The sequence below is a fragment of the Xanthomonas sp. LF06-19 genome (genome assembly GCF_034105425.1).
Classification (GTDB): domain Bacteria; phylum Pseudomonadota; class Gammaproteobacteria; order Xanthomonadales; family Xanthomonadaceae; genus Xanthomonas_A; species Xanthomonas_A sontii.
This window is the reverse complement of sequence record NZ_JAXGGH010000006.1, coordinates 37,344-57,038: the sequence shown is the minus strand read 5'-3', so window position 1 is coordinate 57,038 and position 19,695 is coordinate 37,344. Positions and strand designations below refer to the sequence as shown.

17 protein-coding genes and 2 tRNA genes are annotated in these 19,695 nt (G+C 71.4%); 5 read left to right on the top strand and 14 right to left on the bottom strand.

Going from position 1 to position 19,695, the window contains the following annotated elements; genetic code table 11:
* Window positions 1–50 precede the first annotated feature (50 nt).
* Window positions 51–1,247: a DUF3142 domain-containing protein gene (locus SLW55_RS12905; RefSeq protein ID WP_320745237.1), complete on the top strand. Its 1,197-nt coding sequence runs from the start codon at window positions 51–53 to the stop codon at window positions 1,245–1,247.
* Complete coding sequence (locus SLW55_RS12900; protein WP_320745236.1) at window positions 1,234–3,447, top strand: hypothetical protein; 2,214 nt, start codon at window positions 1,234–1,236, stop codon at window positions 3,445–3,447. The genes SLW55_RS12905 and SLW55_RS12900 overlap by 14 nt, the downstream gene beginning before the upstream one ends.
* A gap of 321 nt (window positions 3,448–3,768) precedes the next feature.
* Here SLW55_RS12900 and SLW55_RS12895 read toward each other — a convergent pair whose 3' ends face one another.
* Together SLW55_RS12895 and SLW55_RS12890 are read right to left on the bottom strand one after the other, a co-directional pair.
* Entirely contained in the window at window positions 3,769–4,077 is a 309-nt protein-coding gene (locus tag SLW55_RS12895; protein WP_320745235.1) for a hypothetical protein, read from the bottom strand.
* Between the two features lie 9 nt (window positions 4,078–4,086).
* Window positions 4,087–4,680, bottom strand: a complete 594-nt coding sequence (locus SLW55_RS12890) for an STY0301 family protein (RefSeq protein WP_320745234.1) — start codon at window positions 4,678–4,680, stop codon at window positions 4,087–4,089.
* A gap of 105 nt (window positions 4,681–4,785) precedes the next feature.
* On the opposite strand from SLW55_RS12890, the gene SLW55_RS12885 reads away from it, so the two are divergent.
* Window positions 4,786–5,085, top strand: coding sequence for a hypothetical protein (locus tag SLW55_RS12885; RefSeq protein WP_320745233.1), 300 nt, complete (start codon window positions 4,786–4,788; stop codon window positions 5,083–5,085).
* An 88-nt stretch (window positions 5,086–5,173) separates the two neighbouring features.
* Here the strand turns inward: SLW55_RS12885 and SLW55_RS12880 are convergent.
* Window positions 5,174–5,247, bottom strand: a tRNA-Cys gene (locus SLW55_RS12880).
* A gap of 386 nt (window positions 5,248–5,633) precedes the next feature.
* On the opposite strand from SLW55_RS12880, the gene SLW55_RS12875 reads away from it, so the two are divergent.
* Entirely contained in the window at window positions 5,634–6,818 is a 1,185-nt protein-coding gene (locus tag SLW55_RS12875; RefSeq protein WP_320745232.1) for a hypothetical protein, read from the top strand.
* Between the two features lie 482 nt (window positions 6,819–7,300).
* Here SLW55_RS12875 and SLW55_RS12870 read toward each other — a convergent pair.
* From SLW55_RS12870 to kdsB, 6 genes are all read right to left on the bottom strand, one after another.
* Window positions 7,301–7,376: transfer RNA gene (locus SLW55_RS12870), tRNA-Gly, on the bottom strand.
* Between the two features lie 36 nt (window positions 7,377–7,412).
* Window positions 7,413–8,048, bottom strand: coding sequence for a CDP-diacylglycerol--glycerol-3-phosphate 3-phosphatidyltransferase (pgsA, locus tag SLW55_RS12865; protein WP_017912639.1), 636 nt, complete (start codon window positions 8,046–8,048; stop codon window positions 7,413–7,415).
* Window positions 8,049–8,057: 9 nt separating this feature from the next.
* On the bottom strand, window positions 8,058–9,917 hold the full coding sequence (gene uvrC, locus SLW55_RS12860) for an excinuclease ABC subunit UvrC (protein ID WP_295927981.1): 1,860 nt from the start codon (window positions 9,915–9,917) through the stop codon (window positions 8,058–8,060).
* A complete protein-coding gene (locus SLW55_RS12855; protein WP_152237407.1) occupies window positions 9,914–11,335 on the bottom strand; it encodes a redoxin domain-containing protein in 1,422 nt (473 codons plus the stop codon). The genes uvrC and SLW55_RS12855 overlap by 4 nt, the downstream gene beginning before the upstream one ends.
* Window positions 11,332–11,820 (bottom strand): low molecular weight protein-tyrosine-phosphatase, encoded by a 489-nt coding sequence (locus SLW55_RS12850; RefSeq protein ID WP_320745231.1) that lies wholly within the window; start codon window positions 11,818–11,820, stop codon window positions 11,332–11,334. Before SLW55_RS12850 ends, SLW55_RS12855 begins: the two co-directional genes overlap by 4 nt.
* A complete protein-coding gene (gene kdsB / locus SLW55_RS12845; RefSeq protein WP_320745230.1) occupies window positions 11,817–12,596 on the bottom strand; it encodes a 3-deoxy-manno-octulosonate cytidylyltransferase in 780 nt (259 codons plus the stop codon). The genes SLW55_RS12850 and kdsB overlap by 4 nt, the downstream gene beginning before the upstream one ends.
* Window positions 12,597–12,673: 77 nt before the next feature.
* On the opposite strand from kdsB, the gene SLW55_RS12840 reads away from it, so the two are divergent.
* Window positions 12,674–12,898, top strand: coding sequence for a hypothetical protein (locus tag SLW55_RS12840; RefSeq protein WP_152237409.1), 225 nt, complete (start codon window positions 12,674–12,676; stop codon window positions 12,896–12,898).
* Between the two features lie 192 nt (window positions 12,899–13,090).
* On the opposite strand, the gene lpxK is transcribed toward SLW55_RS12840, so the two are convergent.
* The 5 genes from lpxK to SLW55_RS12815 are packed head-to-tail and all read right to left on the bottom strand — an operon-like array spanning window position 13,091 to window position 19,441.
* On the bottom strand, window positions 13,091–14,125 hold the full coding sequence (gene lpxK / locus SLW55_RS12835; protein ID WP_148828428.1) for a tetraacyldisaccharide 4'-kinase: 1,035 nt from the start codon (window positions 14,123–14,125) through the stop codon (window positions 13,091–13,093).
* On the bottom strand, window positions 14,122–15,894 hold the full coding sequence (gene msbA / locus SLW55_RS12830; protein ID WP_267084245.1) for a lipid A export permease/ATP-binding protein MsbA: 1,773 nt from the start codon (window positions 15,892–15,894) through the stop codon (window positions 14,122–14,124). The genes lpxK and msbA overlap by 4 nt, the downstream gene beginning before the upstream one ends.
* Entirely contained in the window at window positions 15,891–16,328 is a 438-nt protein-coding gene (locus SLW55_RS12825) for a biopolymer transporter ExbD (protein WP_010342642.1), read from the bottom strand. The genes msbA and SLW55_RS12825 overlap by 4 nt, the downstream gene beginning before the upstream one ends.
* 4 nt (window positions 16,329–16,332) lie before the next feature.
* Window positions 16,333–16,995 carry a MotA/TolQ/ExbB proton channel family protein gene (locus tag SLW55_RS12820; RefSeq protein WP_148828452.1) on the bottom strand — a complete coding sequence of 221 codons (663 nt, stop codon included), beginning with the start codon at window positions 16,993–16,995 and terminating at the stop codon, window positions 16,333–16,335.
* Window positions 16,889–19,441, bottom strand: a complete 2,553-nt coding sequence (locus SLW55_RS12815; RefSeq protein ID WP_320745229.1) for a DNA internalization-related competence protein ComEC/Rec2 — start codon at window positions 19,439–19,441, stop codon at window positions 16,889–16,891. The genes SLW55_RS12820 and SLW55_RS12815 overlap by 107 nt, the downstream gene beginning before the upstream one ends.
* Window positions 19,442–19,695 lie beyond the last annotated feature (254 nt).

The following is a 19,695-nucleotide window of genomic DNA, read 5'->3' as shown; positions in this document are numbered from 1 at the left end:
GTGGCAACGCTGCGGCCGCGTGTGGCCGCGCGTGTCCTGACCCGGCCGTCGTGTCGCTGCGCTGCGCGCTGCTCGGGCTGAGTCTGCTGCTTGGTGGCTGTGCGGCATCGGCCCCGACGCCGCTGCAACACCAGGTCTACGTCTGGCAGCGGCAATGGAGTGGCGCGCACGCGGTGGCGCTGGCACAGACCCGCGCGGACTTCTCGACGTTGCGCGTACTCGCGCTGCAGGCGCATCCGCGCGCCGGCTGGGGTCCCGCCGCGGTGGATCTGCGGCAGCTCGCCGCCGATGGCCGCCCGGTGATCGCGGTGGTGCGGCTGGACGGGCAACTGCCGCAACTGGACGCGACGCGCATCGACGCCGAGGTGCTGCACGTGGTGCGCACTTGGCGCACCGCCGGCGTGGCGCTGCGCGGCGTGGAGATCGACCACGACTGCGCCACCGCGCGGCTGCCCGCCTATGCGGCGCTGCTGCGGCAACTGCGCGGCGCGCTGCCGGCGGACCTGGCGCTGAGCATCACCGCCCTGCCCGCCTGGCTGGACAGTCCGGCACTGACCCCAATGCTGCGCACGGTCGACAGCTCGGTGCTGCAGGTGCATGCAGTGAACGCACCCGCAGCAGGCCTGTTCGATCCGGTGCAGGCGCGACGCTGGGCCGACCGTTACGCCCAGCGCAGCGCCACGCCGTTCTGGCTGGCCTTGCCGGCCTACGGCGTGGCCCTGGTCGACGGCACCGACGCCGACACCGCACCGCTGATCGAAAGCGAGGTGCCGCTGGCGGCGAGCGGCGCACGCCACGAACTGCGCGTGTCGCCGCAGCAGCTCGCCGCCTTCGTCGATGCGCTGCGCGCCCGTCGCCCGCCGCACCTGGCCGGCATCGTCTGGTTCCGCCTGCCGCTGCCGGGCGACCGCCGCGCCTGGCCGCTGGCGACGCTGCAGGCGGTGGTGCACGGACGTCCGCTGCAGGCGGCCGTGCAGGTGCAGGCCAGCGGCACCGGCCCGGTCTACGACCTGACGCTCGCGAACGATGGCACGACCGCGGCCACGCCGCCGCAGCGCGTGGTTCTGCGCGGCAGCGCCTGCGAAGCCGGCGACGCACTCGGCGATTACCGGCTGCAATGGCCGGCACCGTCGCCCCGCTTCGAACGCACTCGCGCATCCCAACCCCTGGCCGCCGGAGAACGCCGTGCGCTCGGCTGGGTCCGCTGCCGCCGCCTGCACACAGGTGCCATCGATGTCCTGCCGTGATCCCCGACCCGCGGCCACGCCTGCCGCCGCGCTGATGCTGCTCCTGCTGCCGCTGGGCGGCGCCCGCGCCTGCGGCCCGGAGTTCCCGTACCGCCTGCTCGACGATCGTGCCGGCGCGCTCGCGCAATTGCCCGAAGGCAGCTTCGCTCGCGAAGTGCAGCGCCTGGGCGCACCGATCGACGGCCTCGGCCGCGCCGGCACGGCGACCCTGCCGCGCTACTGGGACGCCAGCGCGCAGTTCCCGCAGCAGCGCGACGACGTCGAACGCAGGCAAGTGGGCACCGCGCGGTTCGCCCGGATCGAACAACTGCGCGCGCTGGACGACGCGCAGCAGGCCGAGCGCGACGGCGCCGACCTGCCACCGGAACTGCGCCTGTACACCGCCGGCGCGGTGGCGTTCGCGCAGGGCCGCTATCCGTCGGCCGCGGACTACTTTCGCCAGGTGCTGGCCCTGCCCGAGGCACAGCGCCGGGCGCGCAGCACGTGGGCCGCCTATTCGCTGGGACGCAGCCTGGCGCTGGCCGCCGACGGCGCGCTGGCCGGCGATGCCGTGGCGCAGCGGCAGTCGTACCGGCAGCAGGCGCGGCAGGCCTTCCAGCAGACCCGCGCGTTGCGCCTGGCCGGATTCGACGATCCGCTGGAGCTGGGCATCGCCAGCCTCGGCGAGGAGGCGCGTCTGCTGCTCGCCGGCGGCGACTGGAACGGCGCGATCGGCCTGTACGCGGTGCAGGCGGCACAGGGCTCGGACACTGGCCTGAGTTCGCTCAAGCAGGTGGCCGCCGATCTCGCCCGCCGCAGCGATGCCGAACTGGCGCCGCTGCTGCGACAGCAGGCGGTGCGGCGGCTGTTGATCGCCCGGCTGCTCAGCGACAGCCACGCCTTCGATGCCGACTCCGGCAGCGTGCTGACCTCGACGCGCTTCCTGAGCCTGTTGCAGGACGCCGCGGGCGATCCGATGGAAGACGCCGACCGCCTGGCCGCGCTGGCCTATCGCCAGGGCGATTACCCCGGCACCGCGCGCCTGCTCGCGCATGCCGGCGACAGCGGCCTGGCGTGGTGGCTGCGCGCCAAGATGGCACTGCGCGACGGCGACGCCGCGCGTGCCGCACAGGCCTACGCGCAGGCATCCCGGCGCTTTCCGCCGAACGAGGACTGGGGCACGCGCCGCAATGGCGACTGGAGCAACGAGACGCTCAAACCGCAGTGCCGCATCGAGGGCGAAGCGGCGATCCTGGCACTGCAACGCGGCAGCTACGTGGAGGCGTTCGCACAGCTGTACCGCAGCGGCGACCTCTACTGGGAAGACGCCGCCGCGGTCGCCGAGCGCGTCCTCACCGTGCCGGAACTGCAGGACTACGTGGATCGCCACGTGCCCGCCACGCCGCCGTCCACCGCGAACGCGGCGCCGGCGTATTGGGAACGGACGCCGGCCCTGAAACTGCGCGAACTGCTGGCACGCCGGCTGATGCGCGACGGCCGTTACGACGCGGCGCTGCCCTACTTCGCCCAGCCAGAATTGCGCGAGGCGGCGCGCCGCTATCGCGATGCGCGGCAGCAAGGCGCATCGGCCTGGACCGGCATCGGCCGCGCCGAGGGCAATTACCGGGCCGCCCTGATCGCGCGCCGCCAGGGCATGGAACTGCTGGGCTACGAACTGGGGCCGGACAACCGGGTCTACGCAGGCAACTATGCCGAAGCCACGGCGCATGCGCAGCTGCGCCCCGGCGGCCTGATCGCCGCCGCCGAAGCGCAGCGCTGGAACGCCACCGCCGCGCAGCCTTACCACCGCTACCACTACCGCTGGATCGCCGCCGCCCTGGCCGATCGCGCCGCCGACGACCTGCCCGCACGCAGCCAGGCCTACGCCGCCGTGCTGTGCCAGGCGACCGACTGGCTGATCACCCTCGACCCCGCACAGGCCCGTCGGTCCTACCAGCGCTATGTCGCGCACGGCGCGCTCAATCCGGTGCCCGGCAAGGCCTATGTGTTCGGCGTGGGCGCCTGCGAGACGCCGGATTTCGAGGGCGCGCGGCGGCGCCTGTGGATCGAGCGCAGCCAGGCCGTACGCCAGTTCGTGCACAGGCAACGGCTCGCCCTGGGCGCGGCCGGCCTGGCGCTGCTGGCCGCGGCAGGCTGGCTGGTGCGCCGGCGCATGCAGCGCAAGGCACGGACAGTCGCAGCGCAAACGCCGCAGGACTGAGCCTGCGGCCGCGATCCGCGCACGAGCGCACTGCTTGCCATCACCGGCGAAACCGTCAGGCCTGCACTGCGCCGCCCCGACCAATCCCCAATCCTGAAGGTAGGGATCGCTGCCCCCGCTCCTCTCTTCAACAGGACTTTCCTGTTTACCGCTGGAATCGCGTCGACGCACGCGGCGCCGGCCGCTCTGTCGTCCTGGACGACCGTTCTCCCGATGCAGCACCACACCACGCGCGACAAGAACGTCACCGCTCGCGGCATGCGCCGCGTGGCGTTCACGTGCCTGCGTCAGTCGCGCAGACATGCGGCCTGGAGACTGTGCTCAGTTCCAGCAGTACCAGGCCAGGCAGGCGATCGCCAGCGCAACCATGCAGCACAGGCGCACGCTGCGGCGGCGGCTCAGCAGCGCGTGCACGCCCTGCAACAGCACCAGCACCGCCAGCACGCACACGCCGACCAGCCGCCCGTTGCCGCTGTCCTGGAAATTGGCGGAGGACAACTGCGGATCGGCACCTTCCCCCCATGCGTAAGGGCTACCGGACACGGCGTACAGCAGCAGCATGCCCAACGCATAACCGCTCCAGGACAGCACCTGCGCGGCGATCGCCACGGCCTTGCGCGCAGCTGCCATCGCGCGGCCTCACTCGCAGACGAACAGGGTACCGGCGGCCGGATCGGCACTGCTCGGACGCAGCGGCTTCGCTTCGCAGCGCGCGACGTCGCCGACACGCCGCGAGACCTGCACCCTGCCGTCAGGCCCGTATCCACACACCAGATAGAGGCCATGCGGATCGGGCGCATCGAAGCGCCAGATCGACACACCCGCATCGCCGGGGCGGCGCGCGTCCTCGTTGCTCGGCACCAGTGCAGCCATCTCGCGCGGCGGCCCGGAATAGACGCCGCTGGAGAACAGCCGCAGCGGCGGCGCGGCGGCGAGATCGACGCGGACATCGGCTGGCACGTCGGGACTCTGCAGCTGTGCCTCGGCGATGCGCAGGCGCCCGGGGCACTGCAGCGTCTCCCTGGCCGCGGCGGGCGCAGCGGACACGGCGATGAGCAGCGGCAGCGCGCAGCGCGCCGTGGCGGACATTCCCTTCGACACCATCACACGCTCCCTGTCGGCTGCAGGATCGAGACCGGCAAAGACCTCGGCCTTCGCCTCGCACGCCCGGCGGCACAGCCGACCACTGCTGCAGGCCACATCGCCAGGCCGCGCATACGGTGCCTCCGACATCGCCAAAGGTCAACGCGACGACACGACGCGCAACCGGCGTCATTGCGTGCGTTGGCGCCATTCCCTGCATTCCCCCGCCCCATCCACCCGCAGAAGAGAACACCGATGCAAAGCACGACCCACGACTACAGCCAGTACAGCCCGAAATGGCAGTTCCGCTTCAACTTCTACGACACCCACGGCGAACCCAAGTCGGCGACCTTCAAGGAAGCGATGAAAGCGCTGCCATTCAAGGAGAAGCTGCGTCTCAACACTGCGACGCCCACGACGACTGCTACTACGGCGAGCAGCGACGCGTCATGGCCACGGCCACATATCGCTGGTGAGGCGGCGTGTGCGCGATGGCGAGAGGCGTCATCGCGCACGCGCTTCGCGCAGGTCGTTCCCCACGCCATCGCGCAATGACGGCATATTCTCCGCGATTGCGGAAAGGTGCACGCACTGCACAACGCAAAAGGGCCGCAGAAAGCGGCCCTTTTGCATTACATCGAAATGGAGGCCTGGGTCGGAATTGAACCGGCGTACGCGGATTTGCAGTCCGCTGCATAACCACTCTGCCACCAGGCCGGTGGACTGACGTCTCGCCGCAACGCCTGTGGCGTCCGACAAAAACAAAGCCCCGCTGCCGGGGCCCTTGCGGCGGGAACCGGACGATGCCTTGCGGCTCTCGTCCAACGCATTGATTCAAAAGATGTTTTTGAATCAGCCCGGCGCACAACGGACTGCATTGTGTACCAAGCTCCCCGGCTTGGCAACCCTGGGTTGCGCGCGCGCAGGCGTTGCCGGGATCCGGATGCACGCCTCGCGTGTGCAGATGGCGCCGCGTCGCGACTGGAATGCCGACCACAGCGCCACGCCAGCGGCGGTAGACAAGCGCCGCATCGCGCGGATCCGCGCACGATGGGCATGCCGCCGCGCTCTAGCATGGCGCCACACCCAAACGAGACATCGCCATGAACCGATGGACACGCTGGAGCGGGACCGCGCTGTGCCTGGCCGCGAGCGCCACCGCCGCCGCGCAGACCTGCGCGCTGCAGACGCAAACGGTCGACCTGCCGCTGGCCTCCAGGGCCATGCCCAAGTTCGCCTACCAAGTGCGGGTGCAACTCGGCAGCGATGCCGACGGCCGCAGCAAGGGCAGTCAGGTGCTGGAGGTGGATACCGGCTCCACCGGCGTGGTGGTGCCGCTGAGCGACGCGTTGCGCAGCGCCTGGGACGCGTCCAGCACGCCGGGTCACATCTTCTACTCGAGCGACAGCAAGTATCACCCCGGCAAGTACGTGGACGTGCCGATGCAACTCGGTGTCTCGCCCGACGGCAAACGCGCCGCCGCGCGGGTGGACCGCATCACCGTGCTGGCCGCGCAGTGCACCTGCGATGTCGCCAGCGTGGCCCAACAACCCAAGCCGCTGGCACAGGTGCCCGCCACCTGCGCCGGTTACGACGGCAGCCCTGCGCTGAGCAGCAGCACGCAGGTGCTGCGCAACTGCAGCACCATCTCGCCGACCTTCGGCATGATGGGCGTGGGTTACGACCGCGGCGTCGACGCCGCGCGCAATCCGTTCCTCAACCTGGCGCAGATGCGCGCGCAGGGCATGAGCCCCGGCTACATCGTCAGTGCCAAGGGCATCACCCTGGGCGTCAGCCAGGCGGCGCTGAAGGGATTCGCACTGGTACCGCTGCAGCGCGGCGCCGCCACCGCCGATGCGCCGGGCGACTGGCAGGCGCCCAGTGCCTGCGCCAGCTTTCCCGGCAGCGGCAGCGACTACCGCGTCTGCGGCAAGCTGCTGCCCGATACCGGCGTGTCCTACATGATGCTCAACCCGGTGGTGCCGCCGGCCACGCCCGCGAGCCTGCAACAGACCGTGGAGATGTCAGGCCATCCCACGCGCGTGGTGCCGGATGCCACCCAACTGCGGCTCGACGTCGTCGACGCGAAGGGGCAATCGGTGTTCGGTTACAACTTTGCGGTCGGCGACGGCAAGGCGGCGACCCCGGACAGCGTGCAGTGGCGCGGGCCGCTGAAGACGCCGCCGGCCCACATCAACAGCGGCCGCCATTTGCTTGCCGCCGGCGACTACGCCTACGACGCGGCCTGCGGGCATGCCGGCTTCCGTGCGGCCACTCCAAGGCCCTGAGGCGGCACAAGAACGCAGGGGCGCATCTATCTCGTCACGGTCGTGTCTGTATGACGCGCTCGCCGCTGGCGCGCGCCGCGGGCAGCGCACGGCGGCGAGTACATGCCGATGCAGCGCCCGCTGCATCCTCAACGCGGCCACGGTGCCTGCGTGTTGATCCAGCCGAGATTGCGCATGGCGAACGGCGCGTCACATTCAACGTGGAGCAGTCGACAACCTGCATGCGCACCGCACCCCAATGCGGGCGTGGCAGGCCAAGGCAGCGAGCTGGATCGCTTCCGGCAACGGCGGGTGGCACGGCCATCCGGCAACGCGATGCGATGCGATGGCCAACTGACGCAGTGCAGTTCGCCATCGCGTTGCTGGCGACCGCATGAAGCGAAACGGCCCTGCGCGACGGCTCGACGCGCACGCACGCATCTGCCAGTGCAGCGCATCCGCCCAAAACGAAAACAGGACCCGAAGGTCCTGTTTTCATGATCTGGAGCGGGAAACGAGACTCGAACTCGCGACCTCAACCTTGGCAAGGTTGCGCTCTACCAACTGAGCTATTCCCGCTTGAGGCCGCGAATTCTACCGGGACCACGCAGCCTGTCAACCGTTGCCTTCGATTTTTTTCGCGTTCTTTTCCGCCATCGCCGCGCGCTCGTCGTCGCGCAGGCTCGGCCAGGCCGCATGCAGGTACTGGATGCCCGACAACAGGGTCAGGATCGAGGCGATCGCCAGGGTCCAGTCGCCGACGTGGAAGATGAACAAGCCCATCCACACGCTCTCCGGCGGCGAGCCGTCGGGCATCACCGAGTACAGCAGGCACAGCAGCGCCACCATCTGCGCGGTAGTCTTGATCTTGCCGATCATCGCCACCCGCACCTTGGCGCGCTGACCGATCTCGGCCATCCACTCGCGCAGCGCCGACACCGCGATCTCGCGGCCGACGATCACCGCCGCCCAGAACGCCATCCACGGCGTCGGATGGCCCTGCACGATCAGGAACAGCGCCACCGCCACCATCAGCTTGTCGGCCACCGGATCCAGGAACGCACCGAACGCGGAGTACTGGTGGTAGCGCCGCGCCACCCAGCCGTCCAGCCAGTCGGTGAACGCGGCCAGGCCGAAGATCGCCGCCGAGGCGAAGTTGGTCCAGGTGTACGGCAGATAGAACACCAGCACCAGCACGGGGATCATCACGATCCGCAGCAGCGTGAGCCAGGTGGGGATGGTCAACTTCATTGCGCTGCTCTACTCGCCTGCCGGATCGGGCACCGGCAGTCCGTGCAGGTTAGCGTAGATTCGTGCGGCCAGTGCGTCATTGATGCCTTCCACCCGCGCGATCTCGGCCTCGCCGGCGGCCTTGAGCCCGGCCAGCCCGCCGAAATGCTTGAGCAGGCTGGCGCGGCGGCGCGGGCCGATGCCGGGGATATCCTCCAGCTTGCTGGTCATGCGCGCCTTCTGGCGGCGCCCGCGGTGGCCGGTGATGGCGAAGCGGTGCGCCTCGTCGCGCACCTGCTGGATGAACTGCAGCGCCGGCGACGCGGCACCCGGGCGCAGTTCGCGCCCGTCCGGCATCACCAGGGTCTCGTGGCCGGCGCGGCGCTCGGCGCCCTTGGCCACGCCGATCAACAACACCCCGTCCACGCCCAGGTCGGCCAGCGCACCGGTGGCCTGCGCCAGCTGTCCGGCGCCGCCGTCGATCAGCAACACGTCCGGCAGCACCGCATCGCCCTTGCCCTCGCCTTCGGCGGCGCGGCGGAAGCGGCGCTCGATCGCCTGGCGCATCGCCGCGTAGTCGTCGCCCGGCTCGATGCCGCTAATGTTGTAGCGCCGGTACTGGCTGCGCACCGGGCCGCTGGCGTCGAACACCACGCACGAGGCCACCGTGGCCTCGCCCATGGTGTGGCTGATGTCGAAGCACTCCACCCGCTTAACCGGCTCGGCCAGGCCGAGCATCTCGCGCAGCGCCTCGCTGCGCGCGTGCTGGGCGTTGCGGCTGGTCAGTTCGGTGACCAGGGTGGCCTGGGCGTTGCGGCTGGCCAGCTCCAGGTAGCCGGCGCGCTCGCCGCGCACGTTCCACTTCAGTTGCACCTTGCGTTCGGCGGCCGAACTCAGCGCCGCCTCGATCAGCTCGGCGTCGGGAATCTCGCGGTCCAGCAGCACCTCGCGCGGCGGCGCGTGCTCGACGTAGTACTGCGACACGAACGCACCCAGCACCTCGGCGGCACTGTCCTCGCCGTTGGTCTTGGGGAAGAACGCGCGGGTGCCGAGATTGCGCCCGTCGCGGAACGCCAGCAGCAGCACGCAGGCGTTGGCGCCCTGGGTGGCGCAGGCCAGCACGTCGAGGTCGGCGGCGCGGCCGTCCACGTATTGCCGGCTCTGCATGCTGCGCAGCGAGCCCAGCAGATCGCGCAGGCGCGCGGCGCGTTCGAACTCCAGACGTTCGCTGGCGGCCTGCATCGCCTGCACCAATTCCTCACCGAGCTGATCGCTGCGCCCTTCCAGGAACAGCGTGGAGCGGCGCACCGCCTCGGCGTACTCGTCGGCCGCCACCAACGCCACGCACGGCGCGCTGCAACGGCCGATCTGGTACTGCAGGCACGGCCGCGAACGGTTGCGGAACACGCTGTCCTCGCAGCTGCGCAGCTTGAACAGCTTGTGCATCAGGTTCAGCGTCTCGCGCACCGCAGTGACGCCGGGATACGGCCCGAAATAGCGCCCGGGCACCGCGCGCGGGCCACGGTGCAGGGTGATCCGCGGCCACTCCTCGCGGGTCAGCAACACGTAGGGATAACTCTTGTCGTCGCGCAGCGACACGTTGTAGCGCGGCGACAGCGACTTGATCAGTTGGTTTTCCAGCAGCAGCGCCTCGCCCTCGCTGCGGGTGACGGTGACGTCCATGCGCGCCACCTGCGCCAGCATGGCCATGGTCCGCGCGTTCTTCGGCGAGCCGCTGAAGTAGCTGGACACGCGCTTGCGCAGCGCGCCGGCCTTGCCGACGTAGAGCAAGGTGTCGTCGGCGGCGTACATGCGGTAGACGCCGGGCGCGGTACTGAGGTTGGCGGCAAAGGCCTTGCCGTCGAACGCGGGCAATGCGGGGGTACTCATTCGCCGATCGCGAGGTCGCGCAGTTCGCCGCTGGCGATGTCGTAGCGCAGCACCGCATGCGCATCGGTCTCGGCGATCCACACCGTGCCGGCGCTGACCGCCAACCCGCCCGGGCCATGCAGGCGCCGCGGCAAGGCCGCGGTGGACAGTTCGCCGCCGCCCAGACGCAGGCTGCGCAGACTACCGTTGCCGCTGTCGGCGATCCACAGCAGCGGCGCGTCCGGGCTCAGCGCGATCGCCTGCGGGAACTGCAGGCGGGCACGGCTGCGCGGCCCGTCCTCGTTGCCGAAATCCCACGGCCCCTGGCCGCCGAGCAGGGTCTGCACCAGGTCGCCGCGCAACTGCATCGAGCGCACCGCCGAGCCCAGCGCATCGCACACGTACAGCACCTGCTGCACCGCGGCCAGGCTGCACGGCTGCGCGAACGCGGCCAGGTGGCCGCTGCCGTCGCGCAGCTCCAGCGCGCCGGCACCGGCGCGCCAGCGCAGGCTGCGGCTGCCCAGGTCGTAGCTCCAGATGCGGTTGTCGCCGGCCATCGCCAGGTGCACCTGGTTGTCGGCGATCACCACGTCCTGCGGATGGTTCAGCGGCGCCAGCAGCGGTTGCTCCACCGGGCCTTCGACCGGCTCGCCGGCGCGACCGTTGCCGCACAGCGTGTCGACCTGGCCGGTGAGCAGGTTGATCCGGCGCAGCGCATGGTTGCCGGTATCGGCCACGTACAGCACGCCGCGCTCCAGGGCCAGTCCGCGCGGGCGGTGGAACGCCGCCTCGCCGATCGCGCCGTCGATGAAATCCGCGGTGCCGATGCCGAACTGGCGCAGCACGCGGCCGCTGGTGCTGCATTCGAGGATGCGGTGATGGCCGCTGTCGGCGACGTACAGGCGATCCTCGGCCACCGCCAGGCCGGTCGGGAAGCGCAGCGGCAGGCGCGGCTCCGGCTGGGTCTCGCGCGCGTCGCGCAGGTCCTCGTCCAGCGGCAGCGGCTGCCCGGCGCAGAGCGCGTGCAGCGCCTTGTCCAGTTCCGCGCCACCGATGCCGACCAGGCGCTCGCGCTCCACGCCGCCGGCGTCGATCAGCACCAGGGTCGGCCAGGCCTGGACGCCGAAGCGCTGCCAGGCGGCCCAATCGGCATCGAGCAGGACCGGCGCGGACACGCCCTGGCTGCGCAGCAGCTTCAGCGCCCGCTGCGGCTCGCGCTCGCTGTCGAAGCGCGGCACCTGCACCACGATCACCTGCAGACGTCCGGGATTGCGCGCCTGCCACTGGCCGAGTTCGGCCAGGCGCTGCGCGCACCAGACCGAGGCGGCGTTGACGAAGGCCAGCACCAGCGCCCGGCCCTGCAGATCGCGCAGGCGAATGGGCTCGGCGTTGAGCCAGGCGCCGGACGCGGGAAGTTCCAGGGCGGCGATGGAATTCATCGGCCGATTATGCCGGAGCCGAGGTCGACGGACAGTCGCGCCACGCTGCCGGCGGCGGCTTCGTCTACCAGTTGCCAGACCTGCTCGAACTGGGCGCTGCCGCCGGTGTACGGATCCGGGATCTCGCGATGGCCTTGCACCCCGGCCCACGGCAGCCACAGCGCCACGCGCTCGTGCGCCGCCACCGGGGCGCGCTGGCGCACGTCACGCAGGTTGGCCGCATCGGCGCACAGGATCCAGTCGAACTCGGCAAAGTCGCGGTCGCGCAGTTGCCGGGCGCGCAGGCCGGCGATGTCCACGTCATGGGCGGCGGCGCAGGCGACCGCGCGCCGATCCGGCGGCTCGCCGCGGTGCCAGTCGCCGGTGCCGGCCGAGTCGACCTCCACCACACTCGCCAGCGGCGAGCGCTGCAGGTGGTGGCGCAGCGCGCCCTCGGCCATCGGCGAACGGCAGATGTTGCCCAGGCACACCAGCAGCAGCTTCATGCCTGCCCCTGCAGGTAGGCCTCGGCGCGCGCCAGGTCCTCGGGCGTGTCCACGCCGGGCGGGAACGGCGCCGGCGACAACGCCACCGCGATGCGGAACCCGGCTTCCAGCACCCGCAACTGCTCCAGCGACTCGATCCGCTCCAGCGTGCCCGGCGGCATCGCCGCGAACCGGCGCAGGAAGCCGGCGCGATAGGCGTAGATGCCGATATGCCGCAGCCACGGGCCGGGCAGCGGCAACTGCGTCTGCGAGGCGGCGAAGGCGTCGCGGTGCCAGGGGATCGGCGCGCGGCTGAAGTACAGCGCATCGCCGGCGGCGCTGCGCACCAGCTTGACCACGTTGGGATCGAACAGGTGCTCGGCCGCGTCCACCGGCGTGCCCAGGGTCGCCATCTCGGCGCCGCTGTCGGCCAGGGTCCGGGCCACCGCGACGATGCCGGCCACCGGTGCGAACGGCTCGTCGCCCTGCAGATTGACCACCAGGGTCACATCGTCCCAACCGGCGATGTCGGCGCACTCGGCCAGGCGGTCGGTGCCGGAGGCGTGGTCGGCAGAGGTATTGGCCACATGCACGCCGTCCAGGTCGGCCACCGCGGCGGCGATGCGGGCATCGTCGGCGGCCACCCACACCTGGGTGGCACCGGCGGCGAGCGCACGCCGCGCCACGTGGCGGACCAGCGGCTCGGCGCCGAGCGCACGCAAGGGCTTGCCCGGCAGCCGCGAGGCGGCGTAGCGGGCCGGGATGGCGACGACGAACGGCGGCACGGCGGCGCTCATGCGCGGGTGGCGCCGGCAGCGGCGCGCGTGCGCCGGGGATATCGCGAGAAGACCGTCATCGAAAGCTCTCCGCATGGTTGGCCGAAACGGCCTGGTGGGCGCCGGGCAGCGGCCCGGTGGCCGCCGCACGCCGCAACGGCACTGAGGGTCATTGTATCGACCACGCCGGGATCGCCGGTGTGCAGGTGGTGGCGCCGGCCGGCGACCGCACGCGCGCCTTGCCCAGCGGCGCGGAAAGCGTCGGCTCGCTGCGGCTTGCGCTCACGTCGCGCGCGCGGCACGCGCGCCGTATTGGCGCCTAGGAGGCGCGCGGAGGTGGCGCGCCACGCGCAGCGATGACACGGCGTCGTGCGCGCAGCACCAGTGCCCTTAGGACTGAAGATGGCGGACGCACCGCTGAGGCCGCGGCTTGGATTCGACCATTGCCCAGGCTACGCCACGCGCCGGTGGCGCTCCTGCAGGCCAACCGCGGGCGCACGTGATGGGGGAACGCCCTAGTCGCCGGTCCCGCCCGCGCGGCCGCGCAGCTTGTCCAGCCGGTCCAGCAGGCCGATCCAGAACGCCGCCGGCAGCTCGGCGACCAGCGGCACGCTGAAGCACCAGTCGTTGACGAAGGCGGCGCACTTGACCGCGTCCTTCTCGGTCATCAGCACCGGCAGTTCGCTGCCGAAGGCCAGATCCGCGGCGCGGTACTGGTGATGGTCGGGAAACGCATGCGGCACCACGCCGATGCCCTGCGCGCGCAGCATGTCGAAGAAGCGCTGCGGATGGGCGATGCCGGCCACGGCATGCACGCGCTGGCCGGCGAAACTGCGCAGCGGCCGCGCACGGCCGCCGCGCAGCGGTTGCGCGCTGTCGATGCGCAGGCGCATCGCCCATTCGCCGAAGCCGACTTCGAGCGCGCCGCTGTCGCTGGCCTGGCCCAGATTGATGACCCGGAAATCGCATTCGTTGCCGCGCGCCACCGGCTCGCGCAGCGGCCCGGCCGGCAGCAGGCGGCCGTTGCCGTAGCGGCGCTGGCCGTCCACCACCTCGATCTCAATGTCGCGCTGAAGGCGGTAATGCTGCAGGCCGTCGTCGCAGACCACGATGTCGCAGCCGGCCTGCAGCAGCGCGCGCGCCGCGGCCACGCGGTCGCGGTCCACCCGCACCGGCACGCCGGTCTTGCGCGCGATCAGCACCGGCTCGTCGCCGCCCTGCTCGGCCGAGGTGCCCGGCTCGATCCAGCGCGGCTCCTGCGGCTGGCTGCGGCCGTAGCCGCGGCTGGCCACGCCCGGGCTCCAGCCGGCGTCGCGCAAGCGCTGCACCAGGGCGATGGTCAGCGGGGTCTTGCCGGTGCCGCCGGCGGTGAGGTTGCCCACCACCACCACCGGCGCGGCGATGCTGTGGCGCTTGCGCCAGCCGCGCCGGTACAGCGCGCGGCGCAACGCGATCGCCGCCGCGTACAGCGGGGTCAGCACGCGCGCGTGCAGCGGCGGCGAACCCGTGCCGTACCAATAGGCGGGGGTGTGCGGCCCGCGCTCGCTCATCCGAACTGCCTTTCGCGGAACTGCATGCTGTGCAGGTGCGCATACACCCCGCCCAGCGCCAGCAGCTCGTGGTGGGTGCCGCGCTCGACGATGCGGCCGTGGTCCATCACCAGCACCTGGTCGGCGTGCTCGATGGTCGACAGGCGGTGGGCGATGACCAGCGTGGTGCGGTCGGGCATCAGCCGGTGCAAGGCGTCCTGCACCAGCCGCTCGGATTCGTTGTCCAGGGCGGCGGTGGCTTCGTCGAGGATCAGGATCGGCGCGTCCTTGAGCATGGCGCGGGCGATCGCCAGGCGCTGGCGCTGACCGCCGGACAGGCGCCCGCCCTTGGCCCCGACCTGCGCCTGCACGCCCTCGGGCAGGTGCTCGACGAACTCCATCGCGTTGGCATCGGCGATCGCCTGCTGCAATTGCGCAGGGCCGGCCTCGCGCATCTCGCCGTAGGCGACGTTCTCGGCGATGCTGCCGTCGAACAGCATCACCTGCTGGCCGACCAGGGCGATCTGTCGGCGCAGATCTTCCAGCCGATAGTCCTGCAGCGGGTGGCCATCGAGCAGGATCTGCCCGGATTGCGGGTCGTAGAAGCGCGGGATCAGCTTGACCAGGCTCGACTTGCCGCTGCCGGAGCGGCCGACGATGGCGGTGACGGTGCCGGGCTCGGCGACGAAGCTGACTTCGGCCAGCGCCGGCCGCGCCTGCCCCGGATAGGCGGCGGTGACCTCACGGAACTCGATCCGGCCCTGCGCGCGCTCGATGTGGCGGGTGCCGCTGTCCTGTTCCTCCGGCGCATCCAGCACCACGAACAGCCGCTGCGCCGAGGCGACGCCCCGCTGCAGCATGTTCTGCACGTTGGTGAGGTTCTTCAGCGCCGGGATGATCGCCATCATCGCGGTCATCAGCGAGACGAACTCGCCGGCGGTCAGGCGCCCGGCCAGCGCCTCGTGGCCGGCGATCAGCAGCAGCGCGGCCAGGCCGATCGCGCCCAGCAACTGCACCGCGGCCGAGGAGATGCCGCGGGTGGATTCGACCTTCATCGCCAGATGCAGGTTGGTGTCGGCCAGGTGCTGGTAGCGCTCCATCTCGCTGGCGCGCGCGCCGTAGACCTTGACCTCCTGGTTGCCGGACAGGGCCTGCTCGGCGGACTGCATCAGCTCGGCGTTGCTCTCCTGGATGCGATGACTGACCCGCCGGTAGCGCTTGGCCACGCGGTCCATCACCCAGGCCAGCGGCGGCGCCACCAGCAGGATGGTCACGGTCACCGTCCAGCTGTACCACAACATCACCGCCAGCGCGCCGACGATCTGCAGGGTCTGCTGCACCATCACCTTCATCGCGTCGACCGCGGCCTGCGCCACCTGCTCGCTGTCCGAACCCAGCCGCACCAGCATCGACGCCACCGGCTCGGCATCGAAGCGGCTACCCGGCAGGCGCAGGTACTTGTCCAGCACGTTGACCCGGAAATCGCGGGAAATGCTCCGCGCCGCGCGCCCCATCGACATGTCGGTGACGTAGCCGGCGATACCGCGCAGCACGAACAGGCCGACGATCTGCAACGGCAGCCACATCGCCACCTCGCGGTTGCGGGCGATGAAGGTCTCGTCGGTGATCGGCTTCATCAGCGCCAGGAAGCCCGAGCCGGCCAGCGCTTCCAGCAGCGCGCCGGCGGCGGCGATCAGCAGCAGACCGCGGTAGCCGCCGGCATAGGACAACAGGCGGCGATAGGTCCGCCAGGGGGAATCCTGGACGGGCACGTCGGTGGGTACATTCACTTGGAGCTTCCGTCCCTGTTGACTTCGGGGGCAGTGGCGATGGCGATGCGGCGGAACCCGAGCTGGCCCAGCGCGTCCTGCGCGGTGACCACCGCCTGGTACGGCGTGCGCGCGTCGGCGCGCAGCAGCACCGGCTGCTCGCGGTCGTCGCCGGCGACCTGGGCGATGCTGCGCTTGACCGACTCCACGTCGGTGCGCAGCACTTCCTGGTCGTTGATGAAGTAATGCCCGTCGGCGTTGATCAGCACGCTCAGCGCGCGCGCCGGCGGCGGCGCGTTGCGGTCGCTGGCGTTGGGCAACTGCAATTGCAGCGTCGAACGCGCATCGAAGGTGGTGGTCACGACGAAGAAGATGATCAGCACCAGGATGACGTCGATCAACGGCACCAGGTCGATGTGCGGCTCGTCCTGGCCACGGTCGTCGCGGATCCGCACCGGCTCAGCCCTTGGCCGACGCGGCGTTCGACGCGGCGCCACGTGCCGCCGGCGCCACGGCACGGCCGTGGCCGTCGAGCGCATCGGTCAGCGCGGTGGCTTCCTGCTCCATCTCGATAACGTAGCCGGCGATGCGGCCCTTGAAATGGCGATGGAAGATCAGCGCCGGCACCGCGATGATCATGCCGGTGGCGGTGCACACCAGCGCCTTGCCGATGCCGCCGGCGAGCTGGTTCACGTCGCCCAGGCCATGGTCGAGGATGCCGAGGAACATCTGGATCATGCCGACCACGGTGCCGAGCAGGCCGAGCAGCGGCCCGGCCGAGGCGATGGTGCCCAACGCGTTCAGGTAACGCTCCATGCGGTGCACGACGTGCCGGCCGGTGTCCTCGATGCGCTCGCGCACGATCTCGCGCGGACGGTTGCGCACATCCAGGCCGGCCGCGAGCAGCGCGCCCAGCGGCGAATTGCGCCGCAGCGATTCGATATGGGTGGGGTCGAGCTTGCCGCGCGTGGCCCAGTTGCGCACTTCCTGGCCCAGTCCCGGCGGCAACACCTCGCTACGGCGCAGGCTCCAGAACCGCTCCAGGACGATCGCCAGCGCGACCACGCCCAACAGCAGCAATGGCACCATCGGCCAGCCACCGGCCTTGACCAGTTCCCACACGTCGCAACCCTCCGGCACGCTCGGCCGTTCGTTCACTGGCCGATAGGATAGCAGCCGCCCGCGCCCGCTCCGCCGCATCCCACAGCCGCGCCCGCCAGGGCCGCCGCTCACGCAATTGCAGGCCCGTGCGCCCCAGCCACACGCGCAGCGCACCGCCCTGCGGCGTGCCGGCGACCTCGGCGCCGGCCGCCTGCCAGCGCGCCACCACGCCCGGATGCGGATGACCGAAGCGGTTGCCGTAGGCCGCCGACACCAGCACCAGCCGCGCGCCGGTGGCGGCGACGAAGGCCGGCTGCGAGGAATGCGCGCTGCCATGGTGCGGCGCCACCACGACGTCGGCGCGCAGCGCCTGCGGCGCCTCGCGCAGCAGCGTGCGCTCGACCACGTCGCCGATATCGCCGGCCAGCAGCAACGCGCCATGCGCGGTCTCCACGCGCAGCACGCAACTGGACTCGTTGCGCAAATAGGGAAAGTGCGGCGCCGGGTGCAGGAACCGGAACCGCACGCCATCCCATTCCCAGGCATCGCCGGCCACGCAGGCCCGGTCCACCGGCAACGGCGCACCAGCCGGGGCCTGGACCAGGCCGATCGGCAGCGCCGCGCGCACCGCGCCCACGCCGCCGGCGTGGTCGTTGTCGCCATGACTGATCACCGCGCGATCCAGCCGCGCCACGCCGAGCGCATGCAGCGCTGGCACCACCACCCGCTCGCCGGCGTCGTAGCCGTCCTCCACCGCCGGCCCGGTGTCGTACAGCAGTTGATGGTGGGCGGTGCGGACCAGCAACGACAGCCCCTGCCCCACGTCGAACATCACCAGATCGACCTCGCCCGGTCGCGGTCGCTCCAGCGGCGGCCACAGCAAGGGCAACCACAGCATCGCCGCCAGCGGTTTGCCCGGCACCGCGCGCGGCAGCAGCAGCCAGAACGCGCCCAGCAGGGCCAGCGGCAGCGCCCAGTCGCGCGCCTCCGGCAGCCAGCGCAGGGCGAAGCGGCTCTCGCCCAAGGCGACGAACAACGGCCAGGTCAGGTCGAAGCAGGCCGCGGCCAGGCGCCACAGCCAGGCGCCGGCACCGGCGTGCAAGGCCTCCAGCGCGGTGCCGAGCAAGGCCAGCGGGACCACCACCAGGCTCCACCAGGGGATCGCCAGCAGGTTGGCCAGCGGCCCGACCACGGAGGCCTGCCCGAACAGCATCGTGCTCACCGGCAGCAGGCCGACCGTGGCCACGCCTTGCGCGGTCAGGAAGCTGCGCAGCGTCTCGCGCCAGCCACGACCGGCATCGGGCATGCACCAAGCCAGCCAGGCGACGCCGAGGAAGCTCAGCCAGAAGCCGGCCGAGAGCACCGCCAGCGGGTCGCAGAGCAGCATGGCAATCGCCGCCAGCGCCAATGCGTCGACCACCCGCACCGGTCGCCGCCACAACCGTGCCGCCACCACCACCGCGATCATCAGCGCGGTGCGCACGGTCGGCAGGGCCATGCCCGACACCAGGGTGTAGCCGCCGGCGCCGAGCAGCGCCAGCGCCGCCGCGGCCTGGCGGCGCGGCCAGTAGCGGCCCAGTTGCGGCCACAGCCGCCACAGGCCGCCGCCGAGCAGTGCGAAGGCGCCGGCGACCAGGCCGACATGGAAGCCGGAAATGGCGATGAGATGGGTCAGGCCGGCGGCACGCAGGATGCGCCAGTCGCGATCGTCCAGGCGCCGCGTGTCGCCCAGCGCCAGTGCCTGCACGTAGCGCGCCGAGGCCTGCGGCACGGCCGCAGCGATGCGTGCGGACATATCCGCACGCCAGGCGTCGATTCCCTGCCCCGGCACCAGTTGCGTGGCCGCACGCGGCGCCACCACATAGCCGCTGGCACTGATCCGCTGTGCCAGCGCGTAGGCCTCGGCGTCGAAGCCGCCGGGATTGCTCAAGCCGCGCGGTGCACGCAGGCGCACCTGCAATTGCCAGCGCGCGCCGGCGCTCAGGGCGCTACGCGGCCCGGCCTGGTGCGTGCCGAAGTCGTCGTACCACGCCAATTGCAGCAGGCGCCCGCGCAACGGCGCCGGCTGCGCCGCGTCGCTGTCCACCCGGAACAGGAAGCGGGTGCGGCGGGTCTCCGCCTGCGGCAGTTCCACCACCTGGCCGCGGACGTCGACCACGCGTTTTTCCCAGTCGGCCGGCAACTGCCGCGCCAGCACCATGCCGGCGATCAGCGCCAGCCAGCCGGCGCCGATCGCGAACGCGCCCAGCCAGCGCCAGCGCGGCGCCGCCACGTACAGCGACGCCCCGGCGAGCAGGATCGCCACGGCCAGCGGCCAGGGCAGCAGGCGCGGCAGCCACAGCGCGGCCAGCACGCCGGCGGCGAGGCTGGCCGCGACCGCAGCGCCGAACGGCGCCGGTGCCGGCCAGCGGGCAGCGCGAGTCGCGACGGGGCCCTGGCACGGCACGGCGTCTGCCGACGGTTGCATGTGCTTGCCCTCCTTGGCATCGATGGATCGGAAGCAGCGAGACGAAGCGGCGCGACGTGCGCATCGCGCGACACTGTCTTTATCGCGATGCCAGCGTCGCATCCCGCCTGGACGCGAGCCATCGGTCCATGCCGCGACACCGCGTCAGAATTCGCCTAACGCGCGAGCGCGCGCCGCGTCACAGTCCCGACGCAGTTCTCCGCAGCTTCATTGCCCCGCGCCTAAGGTGCGATACCCCACGTCGTAAGGAGTTC

Bases quoted from the DNA above. Each gene is read 5' to 3' on its own strand.
- uvrC (WP_295927981.1), bottom strand. From the start codon at position 9,917: ATGAGTACCCCCGCATTGCCCGCGTTCGACGGCAAGGCCTTTGCCGCC.
- lpxK (WP_148828428.1), bottom strand. From the start codon at position 14,125: ATGAGCGAGCGCGGGCCGCACACCCCCGCCTATTGGTACGGCACGGGT.
- SLW55_RS12875 (WP_320745232.1), top strand. From the start codon at position 5,634: ATGAACCGATGGACACGCTGGAGCGGGACCGCGCTGTGCCTGGCCGCG.
- SLW55_RS12900 (WP_320745236.1), top strand. From the start codon at position 1,234: ATGTCCTGCCGTGATCCCCGACCCGCGGCCACGCCTGCCGCCGCGCTG.
- SLW55_RS12895 (WP_320745235.1), bottom strand. From the start codon at position 4,077: ATGGCAGCTGCGCGCAAGGCCGTGGCGATCGCCGCGCAGGTGCTGTCC.
- kdsB (WP_320745230.1), bottom strand. From the start codon at position 12,596: ATGAGCGCCGCCGTGCCGCCGTTCGTCGTCGCCATCCCGGCCCGCTAC.
- SLW55_RS12890 (WP_320745234.1), bottom strand. From the start codon at position 4,680: ATGTCGGAGGCACCGTATGCGCGGCCTGGCGATGTGGCCTGCAGCAGT.
- SLW55_RS12815 (WP_320745229.1), bottom strand. From the start codon at position 19,441: ATGCAACCGTCGGCAGACGCCGTGCCGTGCCAGGGCCCCGTCGCGACT.
- SLW55_RS12885 (WP_320745233.1), top strand. From the start codon at position 4,786: ATGCAAAGCACGACCCACGACTACAGCCAGTACAGCCCGAAATGGCAG.
- SLW55_RS12850 (WP_320745231.1), bottom strand. From the start codon at position 11,820: ATGAAGCTGCTGCTGGTGTGCCTGGGCAACATCTGCCGTTCGCCGATG.
- SLW55_RS12855 (WP_152237407.1), bottom strand. From the start codon at position 11,335: ATGAATTCCATCGCCGCCCTGGAACTTCCCGCGTCCGGCGCCTGGCTC.
- pgsA (WP_017912639.1), bottom strand. From the start codon at position 8,048: ATGAAGTTGACCATCCCCACCTGGCTCACGCTGCTGCGGATCGTGATG.